18 protein-coding genes are annotated in these 22,449 nt (G+C 29.7%); 2 read left to right on the forward strand and 16 right to left on the reverse strand.

What is annotated here, in order from left to right:
• Nucleotides 1–294: 294 nt before the first annotated feature.
• Both KGF52_RS07505 and KGF52_RS07510 read left to right on the forward strand, forming a co-directional pair.
• On the forward strand, nucleotides 295–2,058 hold the full coding sequence (locus tag KGF52_RS07505) for a bifunctional homocysteine S-methyltransferase/methylenetetrahydrofolate reductase (protein WP_227839666.1): 1,764 nt from the start codon (nucleotides 295–297) through the stop codon (nucleotides 2,056–2,058).
• A gap of 219 nt (nucleotides 2,059–2,277) precedes the next feature.
• Nucleotides 2,278–3,429: a GGDEF domain-containing protein gene (locus KGF52_RS07510; protein WP_227839667.1), complete on the forward strand. Its 1,152-nt coding sequence runs from the start codon at nucleotides 2,278–2,280 to the stop codon at nucleotides 3,427–3,429.
• Nucleotides 3,430–3,524: 95 nt separating this feature from the next.
• On the opposite strand, the gene KGF52_RS07515 is transcribed toward KGF52_RS07510, so the two are convergent.
• From KGF52_RS07515 to KGF52_RS07590, 16 genes are all read right to left on the reverse strand, one after another.
• On the reverse strand, nucleotides 3,525–5,243 hold the full coding sequence (locus KGF52_RS07515; RefSeq protein WP_227839668.1) for a putative 2-aminoethylphosphonate ABC transporter permease subunit: 1,719 nt from the start codon (nucleotides 5,241–5,243) through the stop codon (nucleotides 3,525–3,527).
• A gap of 4 nt (nucleotides 5,244–5,247) precedes the next feature.
• Nucleotides 5,248–6,237: an ABC transporter ATP-binding protein gene (locus KGF52_RS07520; RefSeq protein ID WP_227827681.1), complete on the reverse strand. Its 990-nt coding sequence runs from the start codon at nucleotides 6,235–6,237 to the stop codon at nucleotides 5,248–5,250.
• A gap of 103 nt (nucleotides 6,238–6,340) precedes the next feature.
• A complete protein-coding gene (locus KGF52_RS07525) occupies nucleotides 6,341–7,390 on the reverse strand; it encodes a putative 2-aminoethylphosphonate ABC transporter substrate-binding protein (RefSeq protein WP_227839669.1) in 1,050 nt (349 codons plus the stop codon).
• Between the two features lie 366 nt (nucleotides 7,391–7,756).
• On the reverse strand, nucleotides 7,757–8,425 hold the full coding sequence (locus KGF52_RS07530; RefSeq protein ID WP_227482033.1) for a V-type ATP synthase subunit D: 669 nt from the start codon (nucleotides 8,423–8,425) through the stop codon (nucleotides 7,757–7,759).
• A gap of 5 nt (nucleotides 8,426–8,430) precedes the next feature.
• Nucleotides 8,431–9,804, reverse strand: a complete 1,374-nt coding sequence (locus KGF52_RS07535; protein ID WP_227433968.1) for a V-type ATP synthase subunit B — start codon at nucleotides 9,802–9,804, stop codon at nucleotides 8,431–8,433.
• Nucleotides 9,801–11,579 carry a V-type ATP synthase subunit A gene (locus KGF52_RS07540; protein ID WP_227433967.1) on the reverse strand — a complete coding sequence of 593 codons (1,779 nt, stop codon included), beginning with the start codon at nucleotides 11,577–11,579 and terminating at the stop codon, nucleotides 9,801–9,803. Before KGF52_RS07540 ends, KGF52_RS07535 begins: the two co-directional genes overlap by 4 nt.
• A gap of 116 nt (nucleotides 11,580–11,695) precedes the next feature.
• The gene (locus tag KGF52_RS07545; RefSeq protein ID WP_009893746.1) at nucleotides 11,696–12,013 is read right to left on the reverse strand and encodes a V-type ATP synthase subunit F; all 318 of its coding nucleotides are present in this window, start codon (nucleotides 12,011–12,013) and stop codon (nucleotides 11,696–11,698) included.
• Nucleotides 12,006–12,983 (reverse strand): V-type ATP synthase subunit C, encoded by a 978-nt coding sequence (locus tag KGF52_RS07550; RefSeq protein WP_227839670.1) that lies wholly within the window; start codon nucleotides 12,981–12,983, stop codon nucleotides 12,006–12,008. The genes KGF52_RS07545 and KGF52_RS07550 overlap by 8 nt, the downstream gene beginning before the upstream one ends.
• Nucleotides 12,984–12,999: 16 nt before the next feature.
• The gene (locus tag KGF52_RS07555; protein WP_227839671.1) at nucleotides 13,000–13,563 is read right to left on the reverse strand and encodes a V-type ATP synthase subunit E; all 564 of its coding nucleotides are present in this window, start codon (nucleotides 13,561–13,563) and stop codon (nucleotides 13,000–13,002) included.
• A 51-nt stretch (nucleotides 13,564–13,614) separates the two neighbouring features.
• Nucleotides 13,615–14,106, reverse strand: coding sequence for a V-type ATP synthase subunit K (locus KGF52_RS07560; protein ID WP_003422657.1), 492 nt, complete (start codon nucleotides 14,104–14,106; stop codon nucleotides 13,615–13,617).
• 2 nt (nucleotides 14,107–14,108) lie between these two features.
• Nucleotides 14,109–16,034 carry a V-type ATP synthase subunit I gene (locus KGF52_RS07565; protein ID WP_227827685.1) on the reverse strand — a complete coding sequence of 642 codons (1,926 nt, stop codon included), beginning with the start codon at nucleotides 16,032–16,034 and terminating at the stop codon, nucleotides 14,109–14,111.
• Nucleotide 16,035: 1 nt separating this feature from the next.
• Nucleotides 16,036–16,347 (reverse strand): hypothetical protein, encoded by a 312-nt coding sequence (locus tag KGF52_RS07570; protein WP_227827686.1) that lies wholly within the window; start codon nucleotides 16,345–16,347, stop codon nucleotides 16,036–16,038.
• A 639-nt stretch (nucleotides 16,348–16,986) separates the two neighbouring features.
• Nucleotides 16,987–17,262, reverse strand: a complete 276-nt coding sequence (locus KGF52_RS07575) for a Nif11-like leader peptide family natural product precursor (RefSeq protein ID WP_227839672.1) — start codon at nucleotides 17,260–17,262, stop codon at nucleotides 16,987–16,989.
• Nucleotides 17,263–17,347: 85 nt separating this feature from the next.
• Nucleotides 17,348–18,757 carry a L,D-transpeptidase family protein gene (locus KGF52_RS07580; RefSeq protein ID WP_227839673.1) on the reverse strand — a complete coding sequence of 470 codons (1,410 nt, stop codon included), beginning with the start codon at nucleotides 18,755–18,757 and terminating at the stop codon, nucleotides 17,348–17,350.
• A 377-nt stretch (nucleotides 18,758–19,134) separates the two neighbouring features.
• On the reverse strand, nucleotides 19,135–19,797 hold the full coding sequence (locus KGF52_RS07585) for a phenylalanine--tRNA ligase beta subunit-related protein (protein ID WP_227839674.1): 663 nt from the start codon (nucleotides 19,795–19,797) through the stop codon (nucleotides 19,135–19,137).
• Between the two features lie 246 nt (nucleotides 19,798–20,043).
• Nucleotides 20,044–22,263: an EAL domain-containing protein gene (locus KGF52_RS07590; RefSeq protein ID WP_227839675.1), complete on the reverse strand. Its 2,220-nt coding sequence runs from the start codon at nucleotides 22,261–22,263 to the stop codon at nucleotides 20,044–20,046.
• Nucleotides 22,264–22,449: the final 186 nt, after the last annotated feature.

The raw sequence follows: 22,449 nt of genomic DNA on the forward strand, positions 1-22,449 counted from the left end.
AATAATCATTTTTAATAGTTTAATATAAATCATAGGTCTATATAGCTTCAAAATTTATCAACTCTAGAAAAATACTACAGTGTTTGTCTTTGACTTATGGCAATATATATAATTATATCCCTATATCACTATTATAGTTCTTATTTTAATATCAGTTAAGCAAGTATATCAAAATCACTAGCAAACTTGTTATATAAGCTAAGATGCTCCACTATGTTTTCCAAATATTGACAAGATTTTTTTGGGTTGATATACTAATACTTAAAATATTTTAAATTCGTGTGAGGTGAAGCAATGAACATAAATGAATATATTAAAGACTCTGTTTTAGTTTTTGATGGTGCAATGGGTACATACTATTCTAAACTAAAAAATAGTCCTTTCAATTGTGAAATGGCCAATATAAACGATTCATCTACAATATTATCTATCCACAAGGAATATATAAAAGCTGGATGTATGGCTATTAAGACAAATACTTTTGCAGCAAATGAAACACTTCTAGAGTGTGATTTTAAAACGGTCAAAGATATTATAAAAAGTGGCTATGAAATTGCATTAGAGGCAACAAGAAATACAGATGTATTTATATTTGCTGATATTGGCCCAATACCTGCTCTAAATGATAGAGATTTGTTACCTGATTATAAGAAAATAGTAGATGTATTTTTAGAAATTGGAGCAACTAATTTTCTATTTGAAACATTTAGTAGTGATGAATATTTACCAGAAATCTCAAGTTATATAAAGGAAAAACAACCAAACGCATTTATCTTAACAGAATTTGCAGTTAATCCAGAGGGCTTTACTAGGCTTGGAAAAAGTGGAACTAATATCTTTAAATCTATTTCCAAGGACAAAAATATTGATGCACTAGGATTTAATTGTATCTCTGGTCCCCACCATTTATTACATTTTATAAAGACACTTGATATTAATGACAATATAGTTTCTATTATGCCTAATGCAGGCTATCCAACTATTATCAATAATCGTACATTTTTTGAAGATAACTCAGACTATTTTTCAGAACAGATGCTAGAAATATTAAATCAAGGAGTTCATATACTAGGTGGATGCTGTGGTACAACACCTGAATTTATTAAAAAGACTGTTGAAATAATAAATTCTTCATACAAAGGCAATGTTGACATAAAAAATGATATTTCTCCAAAAGAAAAAATTAAATCTGTAACAAAAAACGAGCTCTTAGAAAAGCTTGACGTAGGTAAAAAAATTATAGCAGTTGAATTAGACCCTCCTATTGATACAGATATTGATTTTTTTATGAATAGTGCTGAAAAACTAAAAAACTATGGAGTTGATGCAATAACAATTGCTGACTGCCCTATAGCAAGAGCAAGAGTTGATAGTAGTTTATTAGCTTGCAAAATAAAAAGAGAGTTAGACATCACTCCTATACCACATATGACATGTAGGGATAGAAACATTAATGCTACAAAAGCTCTTCTTTTAGGATTAAATATTGAAAACATAAACAATGTGTTAGTAGTAACTGGGGACCCTATACCTTCTGCTGAAAGAGATGAAATAAAAGCTATGTTTAGTTTCAACTCCTCTATACTAGCAAATTACATAAAAACTTTAAATGAAAATACCTTTAATACGTCATTTAATATATTTGGAGCTTTAAATATAAATGCAACAAACTTTGATTCTCAACTTAAGCATGCTAAGATTAAAATAGAAAATGGGGTTACTATGTTTTTAACTCAACCAGTTTTAACAGAACAAGCTCTATTAAACTTAAAAAAAGCTAAAGAAATACTTCCTGCAAAGATATTAGGTGGAATTATACCTGTAGTAAGTTACAAAAATGCTTGTTTTATGAATAATGAAATTTCAGGAATTACTGTCTCACAAGAAATTATAGATATGTACAAAGACGCTTCAAAGGAAGAAGCTACTAAACTTGCTATCAATATATCAACTCAAATAGCAAAAGAAATTGAACCTTATGTAGATGGTTATTATATCATTACACCATTTAAAAGAATTGACATAGTATGTGATATATTAGCAGGTATTGACAAATAAAATAATTATAATACAAATACTATTAAGATATTATAATGTTTATTTATTAAAGTATAGTGTAATTCTAGAAAGCCTTGTATTTGAATCATTTAAGCTAAATTATAGATTGTAATTTTTAGATGATTTTGATAATATATATGTATATTATGGTAATATTTATAGCTATACATTAATTATGAGGAGATTTTGTGAAACATTTTTTCACAAAAAATTTGGGATATGGAAATAAATAAAAAATTCAATAGAGTTGATATGCAAGTTTCAATACTTACTGCAATTATTGTAATAATTTCTTCTTCATGTGTTTATTTTTTTAATTATGCACTCACTTATAATGATATGATTTATACTTTAAGTGAGAGGTCAAGACATATATATAAATATGTAGAAAAAAATCTTGATAAAGATACCTTTATTGAAATTAATTCTGAAAAAGACCACTCAAAAGAGTCTTATAAAAGTGCTAAGGTGCTATTGGAATCTGTAAAAAATACTACTGGAGTTATGTACCTATACACTGCAAAAAAAACAAAAGACAACTCCTTGGTATATGTTGTTGATGGTTTAGATTCATCTAGAAGTGATTTTAGAAATGCTGGTGATTTGATAGAAAAAGAGATTTGGGGTGACCTTAACAAAGCACTAGATAATAATATATTGCTACCTAAAAAAATAAAGAAAACGTCCTGGGGACACATATTTATATCGTATTTTCCTATCCATAATGATGCCGGTAAAGTCGTTGGAGTAATGGGAATTGAATTTGAAGCAAAACATCAATACAATACTTTTAGATTTATAAGTATAGTTACTCCTTTTATAGCTTTATTAACTTGTTTAATATCCGCATTAGTAGCAGTAATCCTATTTAAACGTATATCTAATCCTACATATACTGATTTTGCCAATACTGATTATCTAACAGGCTTAAAAAATAGAAATGCTTTTGAAATAGATATGAATAACTTAAACAATTCAAATCTCAAAATACCAATTTCTATAATGTCAATAGATTTAGATGGTCTTAAAAAAATCAATGATAAATTTGGCCATCAAACAGGAGATTTATACATCAAAAATGCAAGTAAAATTATACAAGATGTAATAAATAAAAAGCATATAGTTTATCGTGTTGGTGGAGATGAGTATATAATTATTTTGAAAGATTCCTATCGTGAAGAAATAGATAGTATTGTCGATAAGATTAACTTAAAAATAATTGAAGAAAACTCTACTAATGAATTAAATTTATCCATGTCTATTGGATATGCTGTCTTTGATGAAAACTTAGATACCTCTTTATTTGATACATACCATCGTGCAGATTCTGAAATGTATTATAACAAAAGAAAAACTAATAAAAAAGATTAATATTTATTTTAAATTTATATAAAAAAGTCTATTCTATAAACAATAAATTATAAGAATAGACTTATTTATATGTGTATTTTTATACAATAACTTCTTTAATTAAAATTTGCTCTTTTTTCCAAACGATTTTTTATAAATTCATGAATTACTTTAACTAATACATTTGTAATTAATATCAATACAGCCAGTGCTGCTGCTTGTGCTGTACTTCCCTTATCATCCAACTGTACAATTGATATAGCTGCAACCTTCGAACTTGCTGTATATATAAAGACTAGCGCTGATATTGTTACCATAGAATTTAAGAAAAAATACATAAAATTTTCTAAAACTGCTGGCAAACAAAGTGGTATTGTTACATTCTTAAGAATTGATGCACTATTTATTCCCATCGATTTTGCCACCATGTCTAATTCTTTGTCTACTTTCTTAATAGCTGTAGTTGCAGTTATAAATGCCACTGAGAAAAAGTGTACTACATTACATATAATCATGATAAATAATGTTCCATACAATCCATTAAATAAGTTTTTAATGTATATTGTATCCATCAAATTAAACTCTAATTTATTAAAAAATAGTACATAAGCTATACCTAACACTAACCCTGGTAATGCCATAGGCAATGTACTTAAAAAATATCCAAATGACTTTAAATATGGAGCTTTTTCTGTTTTTTCGTTTAGATATGCAAATAAGAAAACAAAACTTGTACCAAGAATCGCTGTCAGTAATGACATTTCTATTGAATTTATAAATGGCTTAATTCCATCAATACTACTTTTCATAGAAAAGTGTTCAAGTGTGAGTCTTAAATCATATGGCCAAACAGATATTAGTGAAGATAAGATTACAGTCAACATTACAGCTATTATTCCAAATGCAATAATTCCTACAATGACTCCAAACATACTGTCTCTTAACTTATTAGATTTAACCTTATATGGGATTGATTTTGAATTTATATATGAATTTTGATTTTTTTCGATTTTTTTAGTTACTATAAAAGATATTATTGCAGGTATTAAAAGTAATATTGATACAGTTGCTCCCATAGGCATATTTTGCTGCCCTATAATTTGCTTGTATACATCTATTGATAATACATTGAAATCTCCTCCAATAACTTTTGGAGCTCCAAAGTCTGTAAAGCACAATGTGAAGGATACAAATGCTGAGCTTATTAAAGAGTACTTAATACTAGGTATCGTTATACTTAAAAACTCTCTTATCTTGCTTATTCCCATAGCATTGCTAGCTTCATATAATCTATAGTCAGTTGAGTTTAGTGATATATAAAGTATTTGAAATGATTGAGGAAATACATATATAATTTGTGCTAATACTATTCCAATTGAACCATATATCGGAATATTTATTCCAAGTAAATTAGTCACTACTCCTTGGTTTCCAAATAAATATACCAGACCTATAGCGTGCATCATTGTAGGAGCAAACATAGGAAACATCGCTATAGATTTAAGAAGTCCTTTAAACTTAATCTTTGTTCTTGTTAGTGCATATGCATAGACTAGTGCAAGCGTTAAAGATATTATAGTTGATATAACAGATACAAATATTGTATTTTTCAGAGAATTTAACAGTGCTTCAGAAGCTAAATATTCTCTAAAATTTTGTAACCCAACAAAAACTCCATCTTTATCTAAAAATGCTTGTACAAACAGATAGATTATGGGTGCCAATAAAAATATTACCAAAGACATAACTAATACTGTAAGTATACATTTTTTTATATCTAAATTCATTTTAGATTTAATATTTATACTTTTAGAACTTATAGCATTATTATTCATATATTTATGCTCCTTTAACTTTTGGATACTTTAAATAGTATTTTTCATCTATACTTACACTTACAAAGTCGCCTTCTACTAAATTTAAATTAACCCATTCTTTTATAGAAACATCACTTATTATAAAGTTTTCATTTAATTTATCTTTTATTTCCACTCTCAATAGATTCCCTCTAAATTCTATATTAGATATTGTTCCATGATAATTTTCTTTTGTTGACTTTTCTATTTGAACATATTCTGGTCTTACAGTTAATATAGAATCTCCTCTATCAAAACAGTTTGTATCTCCTATAAATTGAGCTGTAAATAGGTTTTGAGGATTTTGATATATTTCTTCTGGAGTCCCTATCTGCATTATGTCACCACCATTTAAGATTGCAATTTTGTCTGCCATAGTTATAGCTTCTTCCTGGTCATGTGTTACCATTATTGTTGTTATATTTAATTCTTTCTGTAACTTTTTAATATCCATTCTAAGTTTGTGTCTAACCTTTGCATCAAGTGCAGACATTGGCTCATCTAAAAGTAAAAACTTTGGTTCAAGTGCTAATGCTCTTGCTATTGCAATTCTCTGTTGTTGACCTCCTGACAATGCTTTAGGATACTTATGAGCTTCATTACTCAATCCAACTGTTTCAAGCACTTCTCTAACCTTCTTATCTATCTTTTCTTTTGGTACCTTTCTTTCTTTAAGCGGAAAAGCTATATTGTTATATGCTGTCATATTTGGAAATAATGCATATGATTGAAATACTATCCCAAAACCTCTCTTTGATGGCTCTAAATCTGTGATATCTTTATCTTGAAGAATTATAGCTCCACTATTTACATCTTCAAGCCCTGCTATTATTCTAAGTAATGTAGTTTTTCCACATCCACTAGGCCCAAGTAAACATAGAAATTCACCTTCTTCAATATCTAAACTAATATTATTTAACACTCTTTTTTGGTCATAACTCTTGAACACATTATTTATTTTTAAGTAACTCATATCTAATCTCCCCTTATACAATTATATTTGTTTTTTTAATTTTGTTTTTTAATTTTTCTTATAAGTTTTTTTCTCTATTTTTATTAAAAAATCCATTTAACTTTTACTTACTTTCAGATTTTGAACCATATTTTGATTCCCAAGTTTTTAACACTGCACTTCTATTTTTTGATGCAGAGTTTAAATCAACTTCTTTAATCAACTGTTCTAATGGACGTTTAGAGTAACCTTTTGGTACAGTATTATCTGTCTTTATAGAAGTCACTGCTACTTCATGTGCATATCTGTCCATAGCTGAATCACCTATTGCCCAATCTAAAAACAATTTTGCTTCTTTTTTTATATTATCTTTCTTAACCAAAGCATTTGCTTCTAAATCCCAACCTGAACCTTCTTTTGGAAATACTACTTCTATAGGTTCTCCACTAGACAATTGCTGTGTAGCTCTATATCCAAGTGTAATGCCTATTGGGTATTCTCCTGAACCAGCTAGTTTTGCAGGTTTTGAACCTGAATGTGTATATGTAGCTATATTCTTATGTAGTTTATCCATATAATTATAAGCTTCTTTTTCACCCATCATTTGGATAAGTCCTGATACTGTAAGATAACCTGTACCAGATGATGCTGGATTTGGCATTGTTATAAGACCTTTGTACTCTGGTTTTATTAAATCATTATATCCTTTTGGAACATCCAGCCCTAATTTTTCAAGTTCTTTATAATTAACTACTATTGCTGTCTCTGGTACACTCATACCTACCCATGATACATTTTTTCCAGTATCCTTAAATCTCTTATCTACCTTGTCATAGTTTTTAGGCTTATATGCTTCAAGTGCCCCATCTTCTTTTAGTTCTATCATGTTCATTGCTGATAATCCCCATATAACATCTGCTTGTGGATTATCCTTTTCTACTAATAATTTTGAAGCTATTACACCATGAGAATCCATCACTATTTCTACATCAATATTAGGATACTCTTCTCTAAATCCTTCCATATAGTAAGATATTTGCTCTTCTTCTAATGCTGCATATATTGTAAGTTTATTATTTCCTTTTCCTTGAGTAGTTTGTGGTGTTGTTGATATGCAACTTGTCATAAATGCAATTACTACAATACACAGACAAGTAAATATAAATTCTTTCATATCTTCCCCCTTTTTTGTGTTTTTATCTTTTTTTAATTGTTTTTTATTGTTTTTGTTTATGTTTATATAATACACCTAATATGTTAATATGAAGTTAAGTATAAATTAACAATTCGTTAATTTTTAGAAATTTTTGTTAAATTTATTATTTTTTTACAAAGTTCTATGCATATAGACCCTTATATCTTCATAAAACTTCTTATAAAAAACACCCTTTTACCCATACGAGTATGATTTTATTTGAAGTTTTTTTATATACAAGGTAGAATATACATAACTTTTACATCAGGAGTGTTGAAATATTGTACAAAATAAGCCTAACTCCTATAAACTAGGACGTTAGGCTTATTTTTTATAAGTATTTAATTATCCAACTAAATCATTTTTCTTTTTTTCTTCAAGTGCTTTTTTAAGCACCATATCCTTAACCTTCATAAGTCTAGTAGTACTTGCTCTCTCATTTTCTTCAAGCTTCATAGCAATATACTTAATAGTTTCAATGTAATTTGGTATCATTACATTTTCAAGAGCATTAACACGTCTACGTGTCTTTTCTATCTCTTGTGCAAGAAGCTGTGCACTTTTTTCACTTTCTGCAAGTCTTAAAAGTGGTTCCATTGCATCTGAAAATGCTTCCATAGCAGAATCTAATTCCCCTGATGTAAAAGCAAGACCATAAGGATAAATATCACTTTGATTGTTTTCAGTTTTAAAGTCAAACACAGGAACATCAACACTCATTATATTTCTTGTAGAAACACCTACAGAAACAGATTGTTTTGGCATCATAAGTGCTGAACCTAGATACTCCTGACTCATAACTGCCCTTGCAATTATAAAATTTTTATAAGCAGCATCAAGAGCATTTTCTGCTTCTTCACGTAATCGCTTATTTTCTCTTACAATTTCAAGAAATTGTTTCATAAGTTCATCAAGCTTATCTTTAAGAAGCTTATGACCTCTTGTTGCAGTTTTAAGGAGTTTCTTAAGTCTAGTCATTTCCATACGTGTTGGATTTATATTTAATCTAGCCACAGATATCACTCCTTAGGCATATATTTTTCAAAATATTCATCACGAATACGTTTAAGTTCACTTTTTGGTAGCATACTAAGAAGCTTCCATCCAATTTCTAATGTCTGCTCAATAGTTCTGTCAGTTCTAAACCCTTGTGAAACGTATTCTTTCTCAAATTCATCTGCAAATTTTGCATACATTAAATCAATTTCAGAAAGTGCAGATTCACCCAGTATTGCCATAAGTTCTTTTGCATCTTTACCTCTTGAGTATGCTGCAAAAAGCTGGTTCATTGTATCTGCATGGTCCTCACGAGTCTTACCTTTACCAATCCCCTTATCTTTAAGACGAGAAAGTGATGGTAAAACATCTATAGGAGGCTGTATATCTTTTTTGTAAAGTTCACGGTTAAGTATAATTTGTCCTTCTGTAATGTATCCTGTAAGGTCAGGAATTGGATGTGTTTTATCATCCTCAGGCATTGTAAGTATTGGAATCATTGTTATAGACCCTTCATGCCCTTTCATTTTTCCTGCTCTTTCATACATTGTAGCAAGGTCAGTATAAAGATAACCTGGATATCCACGACGTCCTGGAACTTCTTTTTTAGCTGCAGAAACTTCACGTAATGCTTCTGCATAGTTTGTAATATCTGTTATTATAACAAGTACATGCATATCTTGCTCAAAAGCAAGGTATTCTGCTGCTGTAAGTGCCATTCTAGGTGTAGATACACGCTCTACTGCTGGGTCATTTGCAAGGTTTACAAATACCACAGAACGGTCAATTGCACCAGTTGCTTTAAAATCACTTATGAAGAAATCTGCATCTTCAAAAGTTATACCAACAGCTGCAAATACAACGGCAAACTTAGAGTCAGTTCCACGAACTTTTGCTTGTCTTGCAATTTGAACTGCAAGATTAGCATGTGGCAAACCAGAACCTGAGAATATAGGAAGTTTTTGCCCTCTAACCAAGGTATTAAGTCCGTCTATTGCAGAAACACCAGTCTGTATAAACTCAGCTGGATAATCACGCGCTGCTGGATTTATAGGTGCACCATTTATATCAAGTCTCTTATCTGGTATAATTTCTGGTCCACCATCAATAGGTTTACCCATCCCACTAAAAACACGACCTAATATGTCTGGTGAAACTCCAAAATCAAGACTCTTTCCTAAAAAACGTACTTTACTTTCAGCAAGGTTTATACCTGTTGAACTTTCAAAAAGTTGGACAAGTGCAGTATCTTCATTTACTTCTAGAACTTTACAACGACGAATTTCTCCACTTGAAAGCTCAATTTCTCCAAGTTCATCAAATTTTACACCTTCTACGCCGTTTATTAGCATAAGAGGACCGGCTACCTCTTGTATTGACTTATATTCCTTTATCATAGTTCTTCAGCCCCCCTCTTTTTAATAAGGTCAGCAAGCTCGTTGTCTATTTCATCTTCAATTGCATCGTAAGCAGCATCTAGTTTATCTTCTTCTACATACTTAGCACGACCAATCTTTTCAAGAACTGAAAGCTTGATAATATCATTTATAGTAACATTTTGCTTAATAGCATCTTGTGCTGACTTATAGAATTTTAGAATAAGCCCCATCATTCTATATTGTTTATGAAGTGATGTGTAAGTATCAACTTCATGGAAAGAGTTTTGATGAAGGAAGTCCTCTCTTATAGAACGAGTAACTTCTAATATCAATCTATCTCCATCTGAAAGTGAGTCAACACCAACCAATTGAACTATCTCTTGAAGCTCAGATTCAACTTGCAAAAGTTTCATAGCTTGAGCTCTTTGAGCTGAGAAATTATCATTTACATTTTTATCTGCCCATACATCAACTTTCTCCTGATAAAGTGAATAACTTGTTAACCAGTTAATTGCTGGGAAGTGACGTTTGTATGCTAATGAAGCATCAAGTCCCCAGAATACTTTTACTATACGAAGTGTTGCTTGGCTGACAGGTTCTGATGTATCACCACCAGGAGGAGAAACAGCACCAATTGCTGTAAGAGTTCCTTCTCTGTCATCCATACCTAGACAGTTTACTTTTCCTGCTCTCTCATAGAATTGAGCAAGACGCGAACCTAAATACGCTGGGTAACCTTCTTCACCTGGCATCTCTTCCAAACGACCACTCATCTCTCTAAGAGCCTCTGCCCATCTTGATGTAGAGTCTGCCATAAGTGCAACACTGTATCCCATATCTCTAAAATATTCAGCTATTGTAATACCAGTGTATATAGAGGCCTCACGTGCAGCAACTGGCATATCTGATGTATTGGCTATAAGTACTGTTCTTTGCATAAGTGACTCGCCTGTTCTTGGGTCTTTTAGTTCAGGGAATTCAAGAAGAACATCTGTCATTTCATTTCCACGTTCTCCACATCCTATATATACAACTATATCTGCATCTGCCCATTTAGCAAGCTGATGCTGTGTAACAGTTTTTCCACTTCCAAAAGGCCCTGGAATAGCTGCTACACCACCTTTTGTAATTGGGAAAAATGTATCTATAACTCTTTGACCTGTAACAAGAAGTGAATCTGGTGTTTTCTTTTCCCTATATGGTCTTTCTTTTCTAACTGGCCACTTTTGCATCATAGTTACAGCTATATCATTACCTTTTTCATCTGTGATAACACAAACTGTATCCTCAACAGTAAATTCTCCAGAATATATTTCTTTTATAGTACCTTTTACTCCATAAGGAACCATAATCTTACATTCCACTACAGCAGTTTCTTGAACTACCCCAATTATATCTCCTGCTACTACTTTATCACCAGCAGACTTTTTAGGTTTGAATTCCCATTTAATTGTTCTATCAAGTGAAGATACTTCAACACCTTTAGTTATATTAGTACCTGAAATCTCATACATTTTTTCAAGTGGACGTTGAATACCATCATAAATAGTTGAAATAAGACCTGGCCCAAGCTCAACACTCATAGGCATTCCAAGAGAAACCACTTCTTCTCCTGGTCCTAGACCAGAAGTTTCCTCATAAACCTGTATAGAAGCCTTATCTCCATGCATTTCAATAATCTCGCCTATAAGATGTTTATCAGAAACTCTTACGACGTCAAACATATTCGCATCTCTCATGCCCTCCGCTACGACAAGCGGTCCTGACACCTTTACAATTGTGCCTGTTTTCATATTCTCTCACCTGCAATCATATACTTTATCAAAATTTAAATATTCCCTCCTATATTTTATCAATACATTTTTTTAGCATTAACAAAATTTGAGATTGTCTCTTATTCAATTTGCATCTATTCTTTAAATAATATATCTGCACCTATAGCACGTTTACTAGATTCTCTTACTTCATTCATACCTAATCCCATACTTCCTCCAATACCTGGAATAACTATAATAGCAGGAAGTTGATAGTCTTTGTATTTTGCTATTGATTCTTTTGCAAGCAATGACGCCTGTTCTGTAATATAAATTATCGCATATTCATCTTCAACCAACTTATGTATACTTTTTTTAATTTCGTCACTATCATAGGCTGGGAAGATATCTATTCCAAGAGCTAAAAATCCCATGATGCTATCTTTATCTCCAACTACTCCTACTTTATACATAAGCATCCCTTAGCCTTTCTTTTATAGTATCTGCGTCTATATTATTAAGCTTACTAGTCATAATAATCCTAATTGTTTTTATTTCTGATTCTTTAGCATATAAATATGCAATTAGCGGTTCTAGTGTAAGAGGTTTAAATTTTGCGTCTCTAACATATTCCATAAGATAATCATCACAAAGTTTTTCAAAGACAGTAAATCCACTATCCATACCATTTTTACAGACATCAGAGTAAGAAGTAGATTTAAAACATGATGCTGGAGTGTCTGAAGAAAAAGCTTCTAAGAATTTTTCTTTATCAAGTGAACCACCTGAAACAAACACATTCATAAACATATCAAAATCTTTCTTCATATTTTTAACTCTTATAAAACTCTTTAGATTTGTTAAATCACAAACTTTCATAACATAATCTATTACAAATTTATTTTGGCTTTCTGTAGCTGTCTCTTTCATACTTGAAAAAGTTGCTTTATCTAAAACAATATCAACCATTTGACCATTTTGTGTTTTACTATAAATCTCAAATGCATCTGTTATTGCTCCTGCCATTATCTTAGGTAAATCACTAAAACTACGATTTGCTAAAGATTCTTTAAGCTTAGCAAGTGGAATTGTACCTCCATCAATTAAGTACTTTTCGCCATCTACACCAGAGATTTCTTCTTTAATCAAAACTTTTAAGTTATGATAATCATTTTTATAAAGGAATACATCAACAAATTTTTCTTCAGGGGCTAGACCTTTAAGAATTTCATATGTTTTAGATAATTCTTGAGTCAAAACATTCTCAAAATTGTGAACATTATTGTTTGACGAATCCGTATAACCTGCTTCTGCTATAATTCTTAAAGAGTCTTCAGGGCTTTTAGCTTCTGCCATTTGAATAAACATTTGTCTGTTAAGAAGCTGTTTTTCAAGCACTCTTATTCGTGCCACGGCATAGGGATAAGTTTTTTCTTCTGCCATTTTTTAACCCCCCTCCTTAATTAAACAAAATTTCTGCTGCAATTTGCTCAATATCTTCATGCTCTACTGCAATTATAGCTTCAAACGAATAATTATACTCAATATCACCTTTTTTAACTATGAAACCTCCAGTAATATCTCTAGTTTCATCAGACACTTTGATGTCTTTTTTAGATAATACATCTTTTAATGTTTTTCTATCTTTTTTAGATAATACTATCTCAGAACCATCTGTACAATTCGCTTTTTCAATCATATTTAATATAATTTTTTCATATTCACTATCTTTAAGATTTAGAAGTTTATTTTTAGCTTCTAAAATTACTTCTTCTAAAATCTGTTGTTTCTTTGATAATATTTGTTTCTTCGCCTCCATATAAGCTCCTGATATTTCTTTAGAAGCTGCTTTTTCTGCTTCTGCCTCTGCAAGCTTTGTATAGGAAGCCATTTCCTTTTCAGCTTTTTCATTAGCTGAGCTTATCTTTGCATCTGTTTCAATTTTAGCTTTATCCAATATTTCTTGCGCCTCTTGCTTGGCATCAGCTATAATTCTGTCAATCATTTTTTGTTCATTACCCATAGGAGTGCTTCCTCCTTTTCATTTTTTTTACTTATGAATTATATTCTATAATTATCCAATTGCAATTCCATTGTAAGCTAAGAAAGAAACAAGTAGTCCTAAAAGAGCATATGTTTCAACTATCGCTGCAAATGTTATAGCTTTACCAAGTTCTTCAGGTCTTTTAGCAACTATTCCAACCCCTGCTGCTGCTGCCTTACCTTGTGCAATACCTGATACTAAACCAACTAGACCAATTGGAAGCCCCGCCATAAGAAGTTGTAAACCTTGAGCTGATGTTGGTATCGCATCTCCACCAATAATTCCTGCTTTTGATAAAATAAGGAAAGCTATGATAAATCCATATAGACCTTGTGTACCAGGAAGAAGTTGTAAAACTAGAAGTTGACCGAATTTACTAGGGTCTTCTGTTACAACACCTGCTGCGGCTTGCCCTGCTATTGAAGTACCTTTAGCAGAACCCATACCTGCAAATAACGCTGCTATAGCAGCTCCTGATATTGCCAAAAATTGACCATTTCCTAACGCGTTTAAAAATTCCATATTTACATCTCCTTTTTATTAATGCTTGTATATTTTGTTTTATACTTAAACGGAACAAAAGGAACTCCTCCGCCTTCATAAAACTTATTGAAAAATTCTACATACTGTAACCTACTTGTATGAACATATGCACCTAGTGCATTTATAAGAAGGTTTATTGTGTGTCCTACAACACCAATTACAACTGCAAATATTGGACCAGCTATAGCCCCTAAAAGATTGATAACCTGCCCTATAACTCCTGTTGTTAGACAAAGAGCCATAATTCTTGTATAAGATAATATATCAGCAAAATAACTTGTTATACCATAAAGACTTGAAAATCCTTTAAAAAGCTTAACAGGTACTCCTTTAAAGCTTCTCCCTTGAGTAAGAACAAGACCTATAGCACCTATAATTGCTAAATATTTTCCTACTTCAGAAAATACGCCTATATCTCCTGCAACAAAAGGTATTATAAGTAGACATACCCCTGTTATACATAAATACCAAAATCCTACGTCACAAATTGCATCTATGACCTTTCCATCTCTTATTAGTGTATATGCTTTAATTCCTAAACCTACATATATATGGATAATACCGAACAGTAATGACATCCCCATAAGTACCATAACATCCTCTAAAGGATTAATTAAAGCTTTTATAGGAATTAAATCCCCCAAAATACCCCCGAATATAAGACCCCATATAGTAGTTGAAACTCCACAAATACCAATAAGTTTAATTAAATTTCCTTCACCCTTTTTCATCTTTGATTTGTATATAATAAATCCACAAACTAGGGCAATTATTATCCCATATGCAGCATCACTTAGCATCATTCCAAAGAATATAACATAAAAGAAAGTCATAATTGTATTTGGGTCAATATCTTTTGTGCTTGGACAACTGTACATGTTTGTTACACTTTCAAAAGGTGTTACAAGTTTATTGTTTTCAAGTAGAATTGGGAAACCTTCTTCTTTATTTCCTTCCTCTGTTTGAACACAACAATCAAACTTTTCTGTGATTTCATTAATTAGCTCACTGGCACTTTTACTTGGTAACCAACCATTAAGACAGAATGTTGTTTTTGTTTTTACAAGTCTCTCTATAATCTTTTTCTGGTCTCTTTCTATAGTGTAAAAATCATATAGATTTTCAAGCATGTGTATATTATTTCCATGATTTTTGATTTCTTCTGTCTTATTTTTAGAAACGTTTTCCTGTCTAATTATCATTTCATTGTATTTCTTGATAGCTTGTGATGGTGTTCCTTCCTCACTTGGTAATGTAACTATTGAAAAATTAAATTCTTTAAGAACTTCTGTAGCATTATCAAAAGTTTCTTTTAAAGTAATTAAATAAACATAGTTCATTAACTTGTCAGAGTCAATAATTCCAAGAACACTTTCTGGCACTTCATCCTCTAGTCTAACTCTTAAAGCATCAATATTTGCGTTTGTGGGTATCGTTCCTAGAATAGTTTTTGTATACTTAGTTTCCATCTTTTCAAAAGGAACATCAAAGTTTACCCATGGCTCTAACATACTTTTATTATTATTTAATAAATTTATGTTACTCCTTATTGTACCTATCTCTTTATTTAGATTATTTAACTCCAAAACTTCAGCATAAATTTCCTCTTCTTTTTCACTGTCAATTTTGTTAAATTCTCTTTTTGGTGCAAACATAGCTTTTTTTTGTTTCACTAGTGAAGAAACAATGTCAATCGCTTGATTCACATGTGCCATCTTCTGTTCTAGCATTATAACCTCTGACTCCTCACCATCTTTTGTAAGATGATTTTTTAACTCATCCATTTCAGTAAGAAAGGCACTATCATCAATTTGAACAAATCCACGGTTCATAAGTAGCTTTAAAATTTGGCTTTTTTGAGCTTCTAAGCCAACAATAGATATCTTGTTCATATTAACTATTGCCATATTATCTCACTACCTTTCCAATAACCGCTTCGATTGCCTTACTTCGTCTTTCTGTCGCAGTTTTTTCAATTTTCAGACATTCACTTTTAGCATCTGCCAAGATTTTATCAACCTCTGCTTTACTGTCGGTGACTGCCTTCTCAACAAGAGTTTCTTCCATAAGCTTTGCTTGCTTTTTTACATCAGCCAAGATGCTTTCACATTCGTTTACAGCATCAGCTCTGATAGACTCTGCATCAGTAACAGCTTTTACTTTAATACTGTCTGCTGTCTGCTCTGCCTCAACAATGCTTTTTATTATTTCAAAAGCCATCCAAATCACCTCTCTTACCTTTTTACTATGTATATAACTAATTAGAGTTTTTTATTCTAATTAGATTACTACCTCATTGTTAAAGTATAAACAGCATTTTTATATAATAATTAATTTTTTTCAACATTTATTTTTTAATAAAATACATTTTAGAGTAGTACTTGCTTAGACTTATATTCTTTTTTGACTTACTTTTAGACTATGACATGAGTATGATTTTTAAATATCATTATTTTCAATAATTATAATTTAAAGCAATATAGTTTGTCAATAGCGTTATTTTGTTTTGAAATTAACATTTTATCGACATTTTTAATTTTTATTTCAATTTTTTTTTACGTATGATTTTATTTATTCCATATAAATTATTTTTATCTTTTTTTTCAACACCTAAGAGGATAAAGCTTATTGTTTTTTTTGAATTTTTAGAAATATCTTATATTTTTCCATCTAACTTTTATAAATCATTAGTTTATATCGATTTTTGTCAGCTTATTTTAGTTTAAATTTTTTTAAATTTATTAGAGATAAGTTAATCCTTTTTTAAGATTGATAAAATTTACACTTATTTTTAAATATTTTAATCTCTCAATTATTTTCTTAACTTTAAATAGATAATATAACTAATTAGTTTATATATTATATATTCGCCAACATGATGAAAAAGTCCTCGAACCAATCACTCCAATCTTCAATAGGATATGCAGCTCCTCCATTTACGCTTTTTAGAAGATTGGATGTATATTCTTCTCCTATAGAAAAAAGTTCACCTATGGTTATATCATATCCTCTAGATGTAACTACTTTACAAAATGAATCCATAACATCACGTTGTTTTCTTGTTTCCATAATCTCTTTCTTAAACTCTGAATCTTTCTTTGCTTCATCTAAAATTTTAATTAATTTTTCATTCATTATATACATTCCTTTCTATATAAAAAAGAAGCCATCTAAAAAAAACTAAGATGACTTCACTTAATCGTTATAAACAGTACATTTACTAGTATAAAATAATTGGTGTACCTGGTTCTATATTTTCATATATTTTCTTTGCCTTAGAAAAAGGTGTATTTACACATCCATGTGAACCTGAAGATCTATATATACCTCCACCAAAAGAACTTCTCCAAGTAGCATCATGAATTCCTATATTTCCATTAAATGGAAGCCAATAACTTACAGGTGAACTATAGCCTTGACCAGTTAAAGAAACATTTCTAGCTTTATAGTTAAGAGGATATATACCTGATGGTGTAGCAAATCCCCTAGCTAAACTTCCTGTTACAACATCTGTTGATACAAGCATTTCTCCATTTTTAAAGAACCACATGTGTTGGCCAGAAAGACTAATCTCAACATAGGTATTACCAATATCATCTTTATTACGAGATACAGCTTTTTGTATGTAGATAGGTTCTCTTGTAACATTTTTCCCAGCTTTTACAACATCAACTAAAGCTTCAGCTTCTTTCTTTTTATCTATCAACCATCCATAAATTCCACCTGAAATAGTAATCTCTTTCCCAGTTGCAGTTTTAAATGGTCTTGAATCTCCAAAAGTACTATATTTTTTGCTTAATCCTCTTGTGTACTCTACCATCACATCATTATCGAAAGTTATGTCATAATTTTTTTCTGAGTCTACTTTTAACCACTTATTAATCTCAGAACCGTCTAAAGTTTCCTTACGGTCACTAAAATCATATGTAACAACTACACTAACATATTTATCTAATGTCTTAATAGCTTCTTTTAACTTTTCTGAATCCTTTGTATTGTTTGGAGCTTCATATATTTTACTTTCCTCTAAAGAAACAGAAGTAACACCAGAATTAATTGATTTTTGTACTAGTTTATAAAAATCATCTTTTTTTACTTTGTTTCCAAGTACCTCTGGTACTATAGCATAAGCATTTTTACTGCTATCATACTTAGGGTATGCACTCTTAGGCTCTACAACATTTTTACTATCAAAACAAGATAAAGCATTAAACCTTTTTTCTAGTAAATCTTTATCATATGAAAGAGTTACCATATTATTATACTCTTTAGATTTAAATATTCCACCAATCCACCCAAATGCACTTTGGTTATTTTTTATTTTTTGAACCTTATCATCTGGTGTAAACTTTAAGTCTATATCTTTTGATTTTATTTGTTCTTTTTTATTGTTTCTTTCCTCTAGACTTAAAGTATAAGAATTAGTACTTGATGTTAATAAATCATTTACTTGTTCAACTGTCTTTCCTGATGCTTTCACACCATTAATAGTAGTACCAAAGTAAAAATGATTTCTAAAAAAGATTGCCATCCCTATATAAGCTACAATCAAAACACCTACTACTATAGCTATCTTAACTTTTAGATTTTTTTGCCCACTTTCTTGTTTTGCTTCTTTTCCTTCAATCATAACTAAATCCTTTCTTCATTATAATTACCTATGTACTTTACTAGTTTTTAAAAAACCTTATTTCTTCTATATACCCAAACTATTATATTATTAATTTATATTTTTGAAGATAGAGTTATTTACATGATACTACTTTATCTTTCAGATAAAATGCTTATTGTTAATACCTCCTTTCAAAATCCCTTAAACATAACCTCTGCTACATAATATATTACCATACTTTTAAGTTTCAGTGTGGCTATCTGTCTATTTTTGTTACATTAAACTACTATTTTCAAAAAAGGAAACTAATATATTGTTAGTTTCCTTTTTTGATTTATTCTTATATATTAGTATCCAACTTAACATAACGTTGTTATATACATTTTATATAATTATTATTTAATTATTTTAGTTTCTATGTCCTTCCCATCTGCGTATTCTTTAAGTAAATCCGTAGCGTATCCAAAATACTCTTCAATATCTGATTCTGGACTAAATGAAAATATACAAATTAGTATTTCATTTACATCTGTTGTTATCATAGCTCTCTCAGAATCACTAGTTGGACTTCCAAATTTACCTAATGAATCAGATAGTATAGGTAGATTTTCTATATTTATCAACTCTTTTCCAATACCTTTATACTGCTCGCCTTCATCACCTACAGTAAAACATATTGGTGAATGTAATTTACCTATATTATATGTACCAACTGGATATAGTGATTTTATAGATATTAGATTATTTATTTCAACTATATTATTTATTGTATATAGACCTTTCCCCTGAACAATTCTTCTAACTAATGCTTCTGAAGACGTTCTATATCTACTTGGATTTTTTCCAAGCTCTTTATATGCATCTCTTGCATCTTTAATCTTATCCAATTTAGTAATATCTTCAATTTCTAGCTTTTGATTTAAAATATCACAAAACTCATTTATCCCATTTATTAACTTTTCTGAGCTTTTATTTACTACTACTTTTGCTTGGATACATCCTAACTTTGCATCAGGCCATCTGTCCTTAAGTTTTTTATCAATGCTTATATCTATCATACTCAAACAACTCCTATACATTAAATTTTTAGTTAAATTTTTTATCATCTATACATTATAGTACTATTCTTTTGTTAATAACATATTTATATTTAAAATAATTCATTTTTAACAGATTTTTTGTAAAAGATAATTACTTTCTTCATATATAAATCTTACAAAATAAAAAACACTAATTATCTAGCAAGCATTTATTAAATACAAGCATATATAATAGTGTTTTATATAAAAAATTAAATTTTATTCTTAGAGTAATTCCATAAAATTTTGAACTGGCATTGGTCTTGCAAAATAAAATCCCTGAACTAAATCACAGCCAAATTGTTTCATTAATTCAGCCTGTTTCTTACTCTCAACCCCTTCTATAATTACAACTAAATCCAATGATTTTGCTAGAGATACTATAGACTTTGCTATATTACGACTTTTCTCATCATTTTCAATACCATTAAGAAAAGACTTATCTAATTTTAATACATCAATTGGCATGTCCCTTAAACAACTAATAGAAGAATAGCCTGTCCCAAAATCATCCATAGAAATTGAAAAGCCATACTTTCTTAATTCATTTAAAACACTCTTTAGTATATTTAATTCATTAATAGCTACAGTTTCTGTTATCTCCAATTCAATTAAATTTGAATGGATGTTATATGTTTGGATAGTCCTATTGATAAACTTTACAATATCTGGTTGATATAACTCAACTCTAGATAAATTTACTGAAACTGGTACTAATTTTTTACCTTGTTTTTCCCATTTAGATAAATCGATACAGACTCTTTCAAATACAAATCTACCTATTTTTAAAATCAATTGACTTTTTTCTGCTATTGGAATAAATATAGCTGGACTTATAAAACCATGTTCAGGATGATTCCATCTTATCAGTGCTTCACTTCCTATCATATCACCATTTACAAGTGAAAACTTAGGTTGATAATAAACTTCAAATTGATTCTTTACTAATGCTGTCTTTATATCATCTAAAATTATAGATTCCTCACTAAGCTTATTTCTAACATCTTCGTTATAAATAGCATAGTTTATATTTTTACCTTTGGCAACAGACCTCGCCATATTAGCTTTATTTACAGCCTTTTGAGCATCTACTTCTCCTTCTTCTACGAAGTAAATACCCACACAAAGAGAAATTTCAAATACTGTATTTAGATTATTTTCAATATTATTTCGTATACTATCAAGTTTTTTTATAATTTTATTTCTTCCATTTTTATATTCACAGAAAATAGCAAAATAATCACTTGAAAGGCGTGCATATATTTCACCTTCTGTTAATTCCTCTTTTAAAGCTCTTGCTATAGTAATTAATAGATTATCACCAAATTCATATCCAAAAGTATCATTAATCATTTTAAAATTATCAATATCAAAATATACTATAATATAATTTAAAGATGGTTTATTTAAAAGACACTTACTACATTCTCTATAAAATTTATTTTGATTTCCTATATGTGTAACTCTATCTTCATATGCTAACCTCAATATTTCTTTTTCATTAGATTTTTTTATGTACATTATATAAAAAATAATTGCAATAAACACAAATATAATCAATAACACTGCATATACAGCTCTCTTAATAATTTGCTCAGAATTACGAAATATAACACTTTCTGGAATTGAAAAAATCAAGTTCCAATCATTTATATAATTATCTTTGCTCTTCCCATTATCCATAGTAGCATATCCTAGGTATCGTCTTTCTCTTGACATATTTAAAATTGCTGCACCTATTTTATTTTCTTCTAATTGTTTTTTTAATTGATTTACATCTTTAATGTCATTATCCTGTTTTAACAATTCATAAATATTCTTTGACAATCTATCTTGTTGAGGATGAAGTATAACTGCCCCATTATTTTTTACAACATAAGATATACTATTATTTTCATAAAAAGATACATTTATAAGTTTCATTAGAGTATTGACATCATAAGTACAATATAAAACTCCAACTACTTTATCATTATTTAATATTGGTACTGAGATAGCAATCTTTTTTACAGACTTATTTACTTCATCAACATATGGACTTGAAACATACTCTTTACCATTAATTGAATTTTTAAAGAATTCTCTATCTTTAACAGAAAACTTATTACCCTTAGTATTTTCTGTATTCCCATTTATATCAACAATTGCCATAGTATAAAATTTTTGGTTTTCCATTTCATCTAAAAGCTTTTTTATTTTTTCTTCATTAGACATGTTTGGATTTGAAGTATAATAACTTGAAAAAATATTTAAAATATCTAAATCTTTTTCAATTTGTCTTTGTGCTAATTGAGAACCTTGTATTGCAACTTCTTTTATATGTACTTCTGCCTCTGATATAAGAAGATTTCTTGTATCTTCTATATATAGATATCCTAATATCAGAAATAATGATGCCAATAAGAGAATTATAATTAATGTAACACTTTTATTTCTTTTAGTCATCTTACCCCTCCCTTAATTAGTCAACACTTTATATCCCTATTTATATCTTTTTTAATACAAATTTATTACTTATCTTACATACAAATATATCTAAATATTACATATAGATTCATTCTAATTATTATAATAACATTCTTTAATTAAATTTTGAATTAAAGTTTTAAAACTATTTATATTTTTTCAAAT

The sequence above is a fragment of the Clostridioides sp. ZZV15-6597 genome (assembly GCF_020657815.1).
Lineage (GTDB): Bacteria > Bacillota > Clostridia > Peptostreptococcales > Peptostreptococcaceae > Clostridioides.

Excerpts from the sequence above, each read along its gene's own strand:
- KGF52_RS07505 (WP_227839666.1), top strand. The coding sequence starts at position 295 with ATGAACATAAATGAATATATTAAAGACTCTGTTTTAGTTTTTGATGGT.
- KGF52_RS07510 (WP_227839667.1), top strand. The coding sequence starts at position 2,278 with ATGGAAATAAATAAAAAATTCAATAGAGTTGATATGCAAGTTTCAATA.
- KGF52_RS07515 (WP_227839668.1), bottom strand. The coding sequence starts at position 5,243 with ATGAATAATAATGCTATAAGTTCTAAAAGTATAAATATTAAATCTAAA.
- KGF52_RS07520 (WP_227827681.1), bottom strand. The coding sequence starts at position 6,237 with ATGAGTTACTTAAAAATAAATAATGTGTTCAAGAGTTATGACCAAAAA.
- KGF52_RS07525 (WP_227839669.1), bottom strand. The coding sequence starts at position 7,390 with ATGAAAGAATTTATATTTACTTGTCTGTGTATTGTAGTAATTGCATTT.
- KGF52_RS07535 (WP_227433968.1), bottom strand. The coding sequence starts at position 9,804 with ATGATAAAGGAATATAAGTCAATACAAGAGGTAGCCGGTCCTCTTATG.
- KGF52_RS07540 (WP_227433967.1), bottom strand. The coding sequence starts at position 11,579 with ATGAAAACAGGCACAATTGTAAAGGTGTCAGGACCGCTTGTCGTAGCG.
- KGF52_RS07545 (WP_009893746.1), bottom strand. The coding sequence starts at position 12,013 with ATGTATAAAGTAGGAGTAGTTGGAGATAAAGATAGCATCATGGGATTT.
- KGF52_RS07550 (WP_227839670.1), bottom strand. The coding sequence starts at position 12,983 with ATGGCAGAAGAAAAAACTTATCCCTATGCCGTGGCACGAATAAGAGTG.
- KGF52_RS07555 (WP_227839671.1), bottom strand. The coding sequence starts at position 13,563 with ATGGGTAATGAACAAAAAATGATTGACAGAATTATAGCTGATGCCAAG.
- KGF52_RS07560 (WP_003422657.1), bottom strand. The coding sequence starts at position 14,106 with ATGGAATTTTTAAACGCGTTAGGAAATGGTCAATTTTTGGCAATATCA.
- KGF52_RS07565 (WP_227827685.1), bottom strand. The coding sequence starts at position 16,034 with ATGGCAATAGTTAATATGAACAAGATATCTATTGTTGGCTTAGAAGCT.
- KGF52_RS07570 (WP_227827686.1), bottom strand. The coding sequence starts at position 16,347 with ATGGCTTTTGAAATAATAAAAAGCATTGTTGAGGCAGAGCAGACAGCA.
- KGF52_RS07575 (WP_227839672.1), bottom strand. The coding sequence starts at position 17,262 with ATGAATGAAAAATTAATTAAAATTTTAGATGAAGCAAAGAAAGATTCA.
- KGF52_RS07580 (WP_227839673.1), bottom strand. The coding sequence starts at position 18,757 with ATGATTGAAGGAAAAGAAGCAAAACAAGAAAGTGGGCAAAAAAATCTA.
- KGF52_RS07585 (WP_227839674.1), bottom strand. The coding sequence starts at position 19,797 with ATGATAGATATAAGCATTGATAAAAAACTTAAGGACAGATGGCCTGAT.
- KGF52_RS07590 (WP_227839675.1), bottom strand. The coding sequence starts at position 22,263 with ATGACTAAAAGAAATAAAAGTGTTACATTAATTATAATTCTCTTATTG.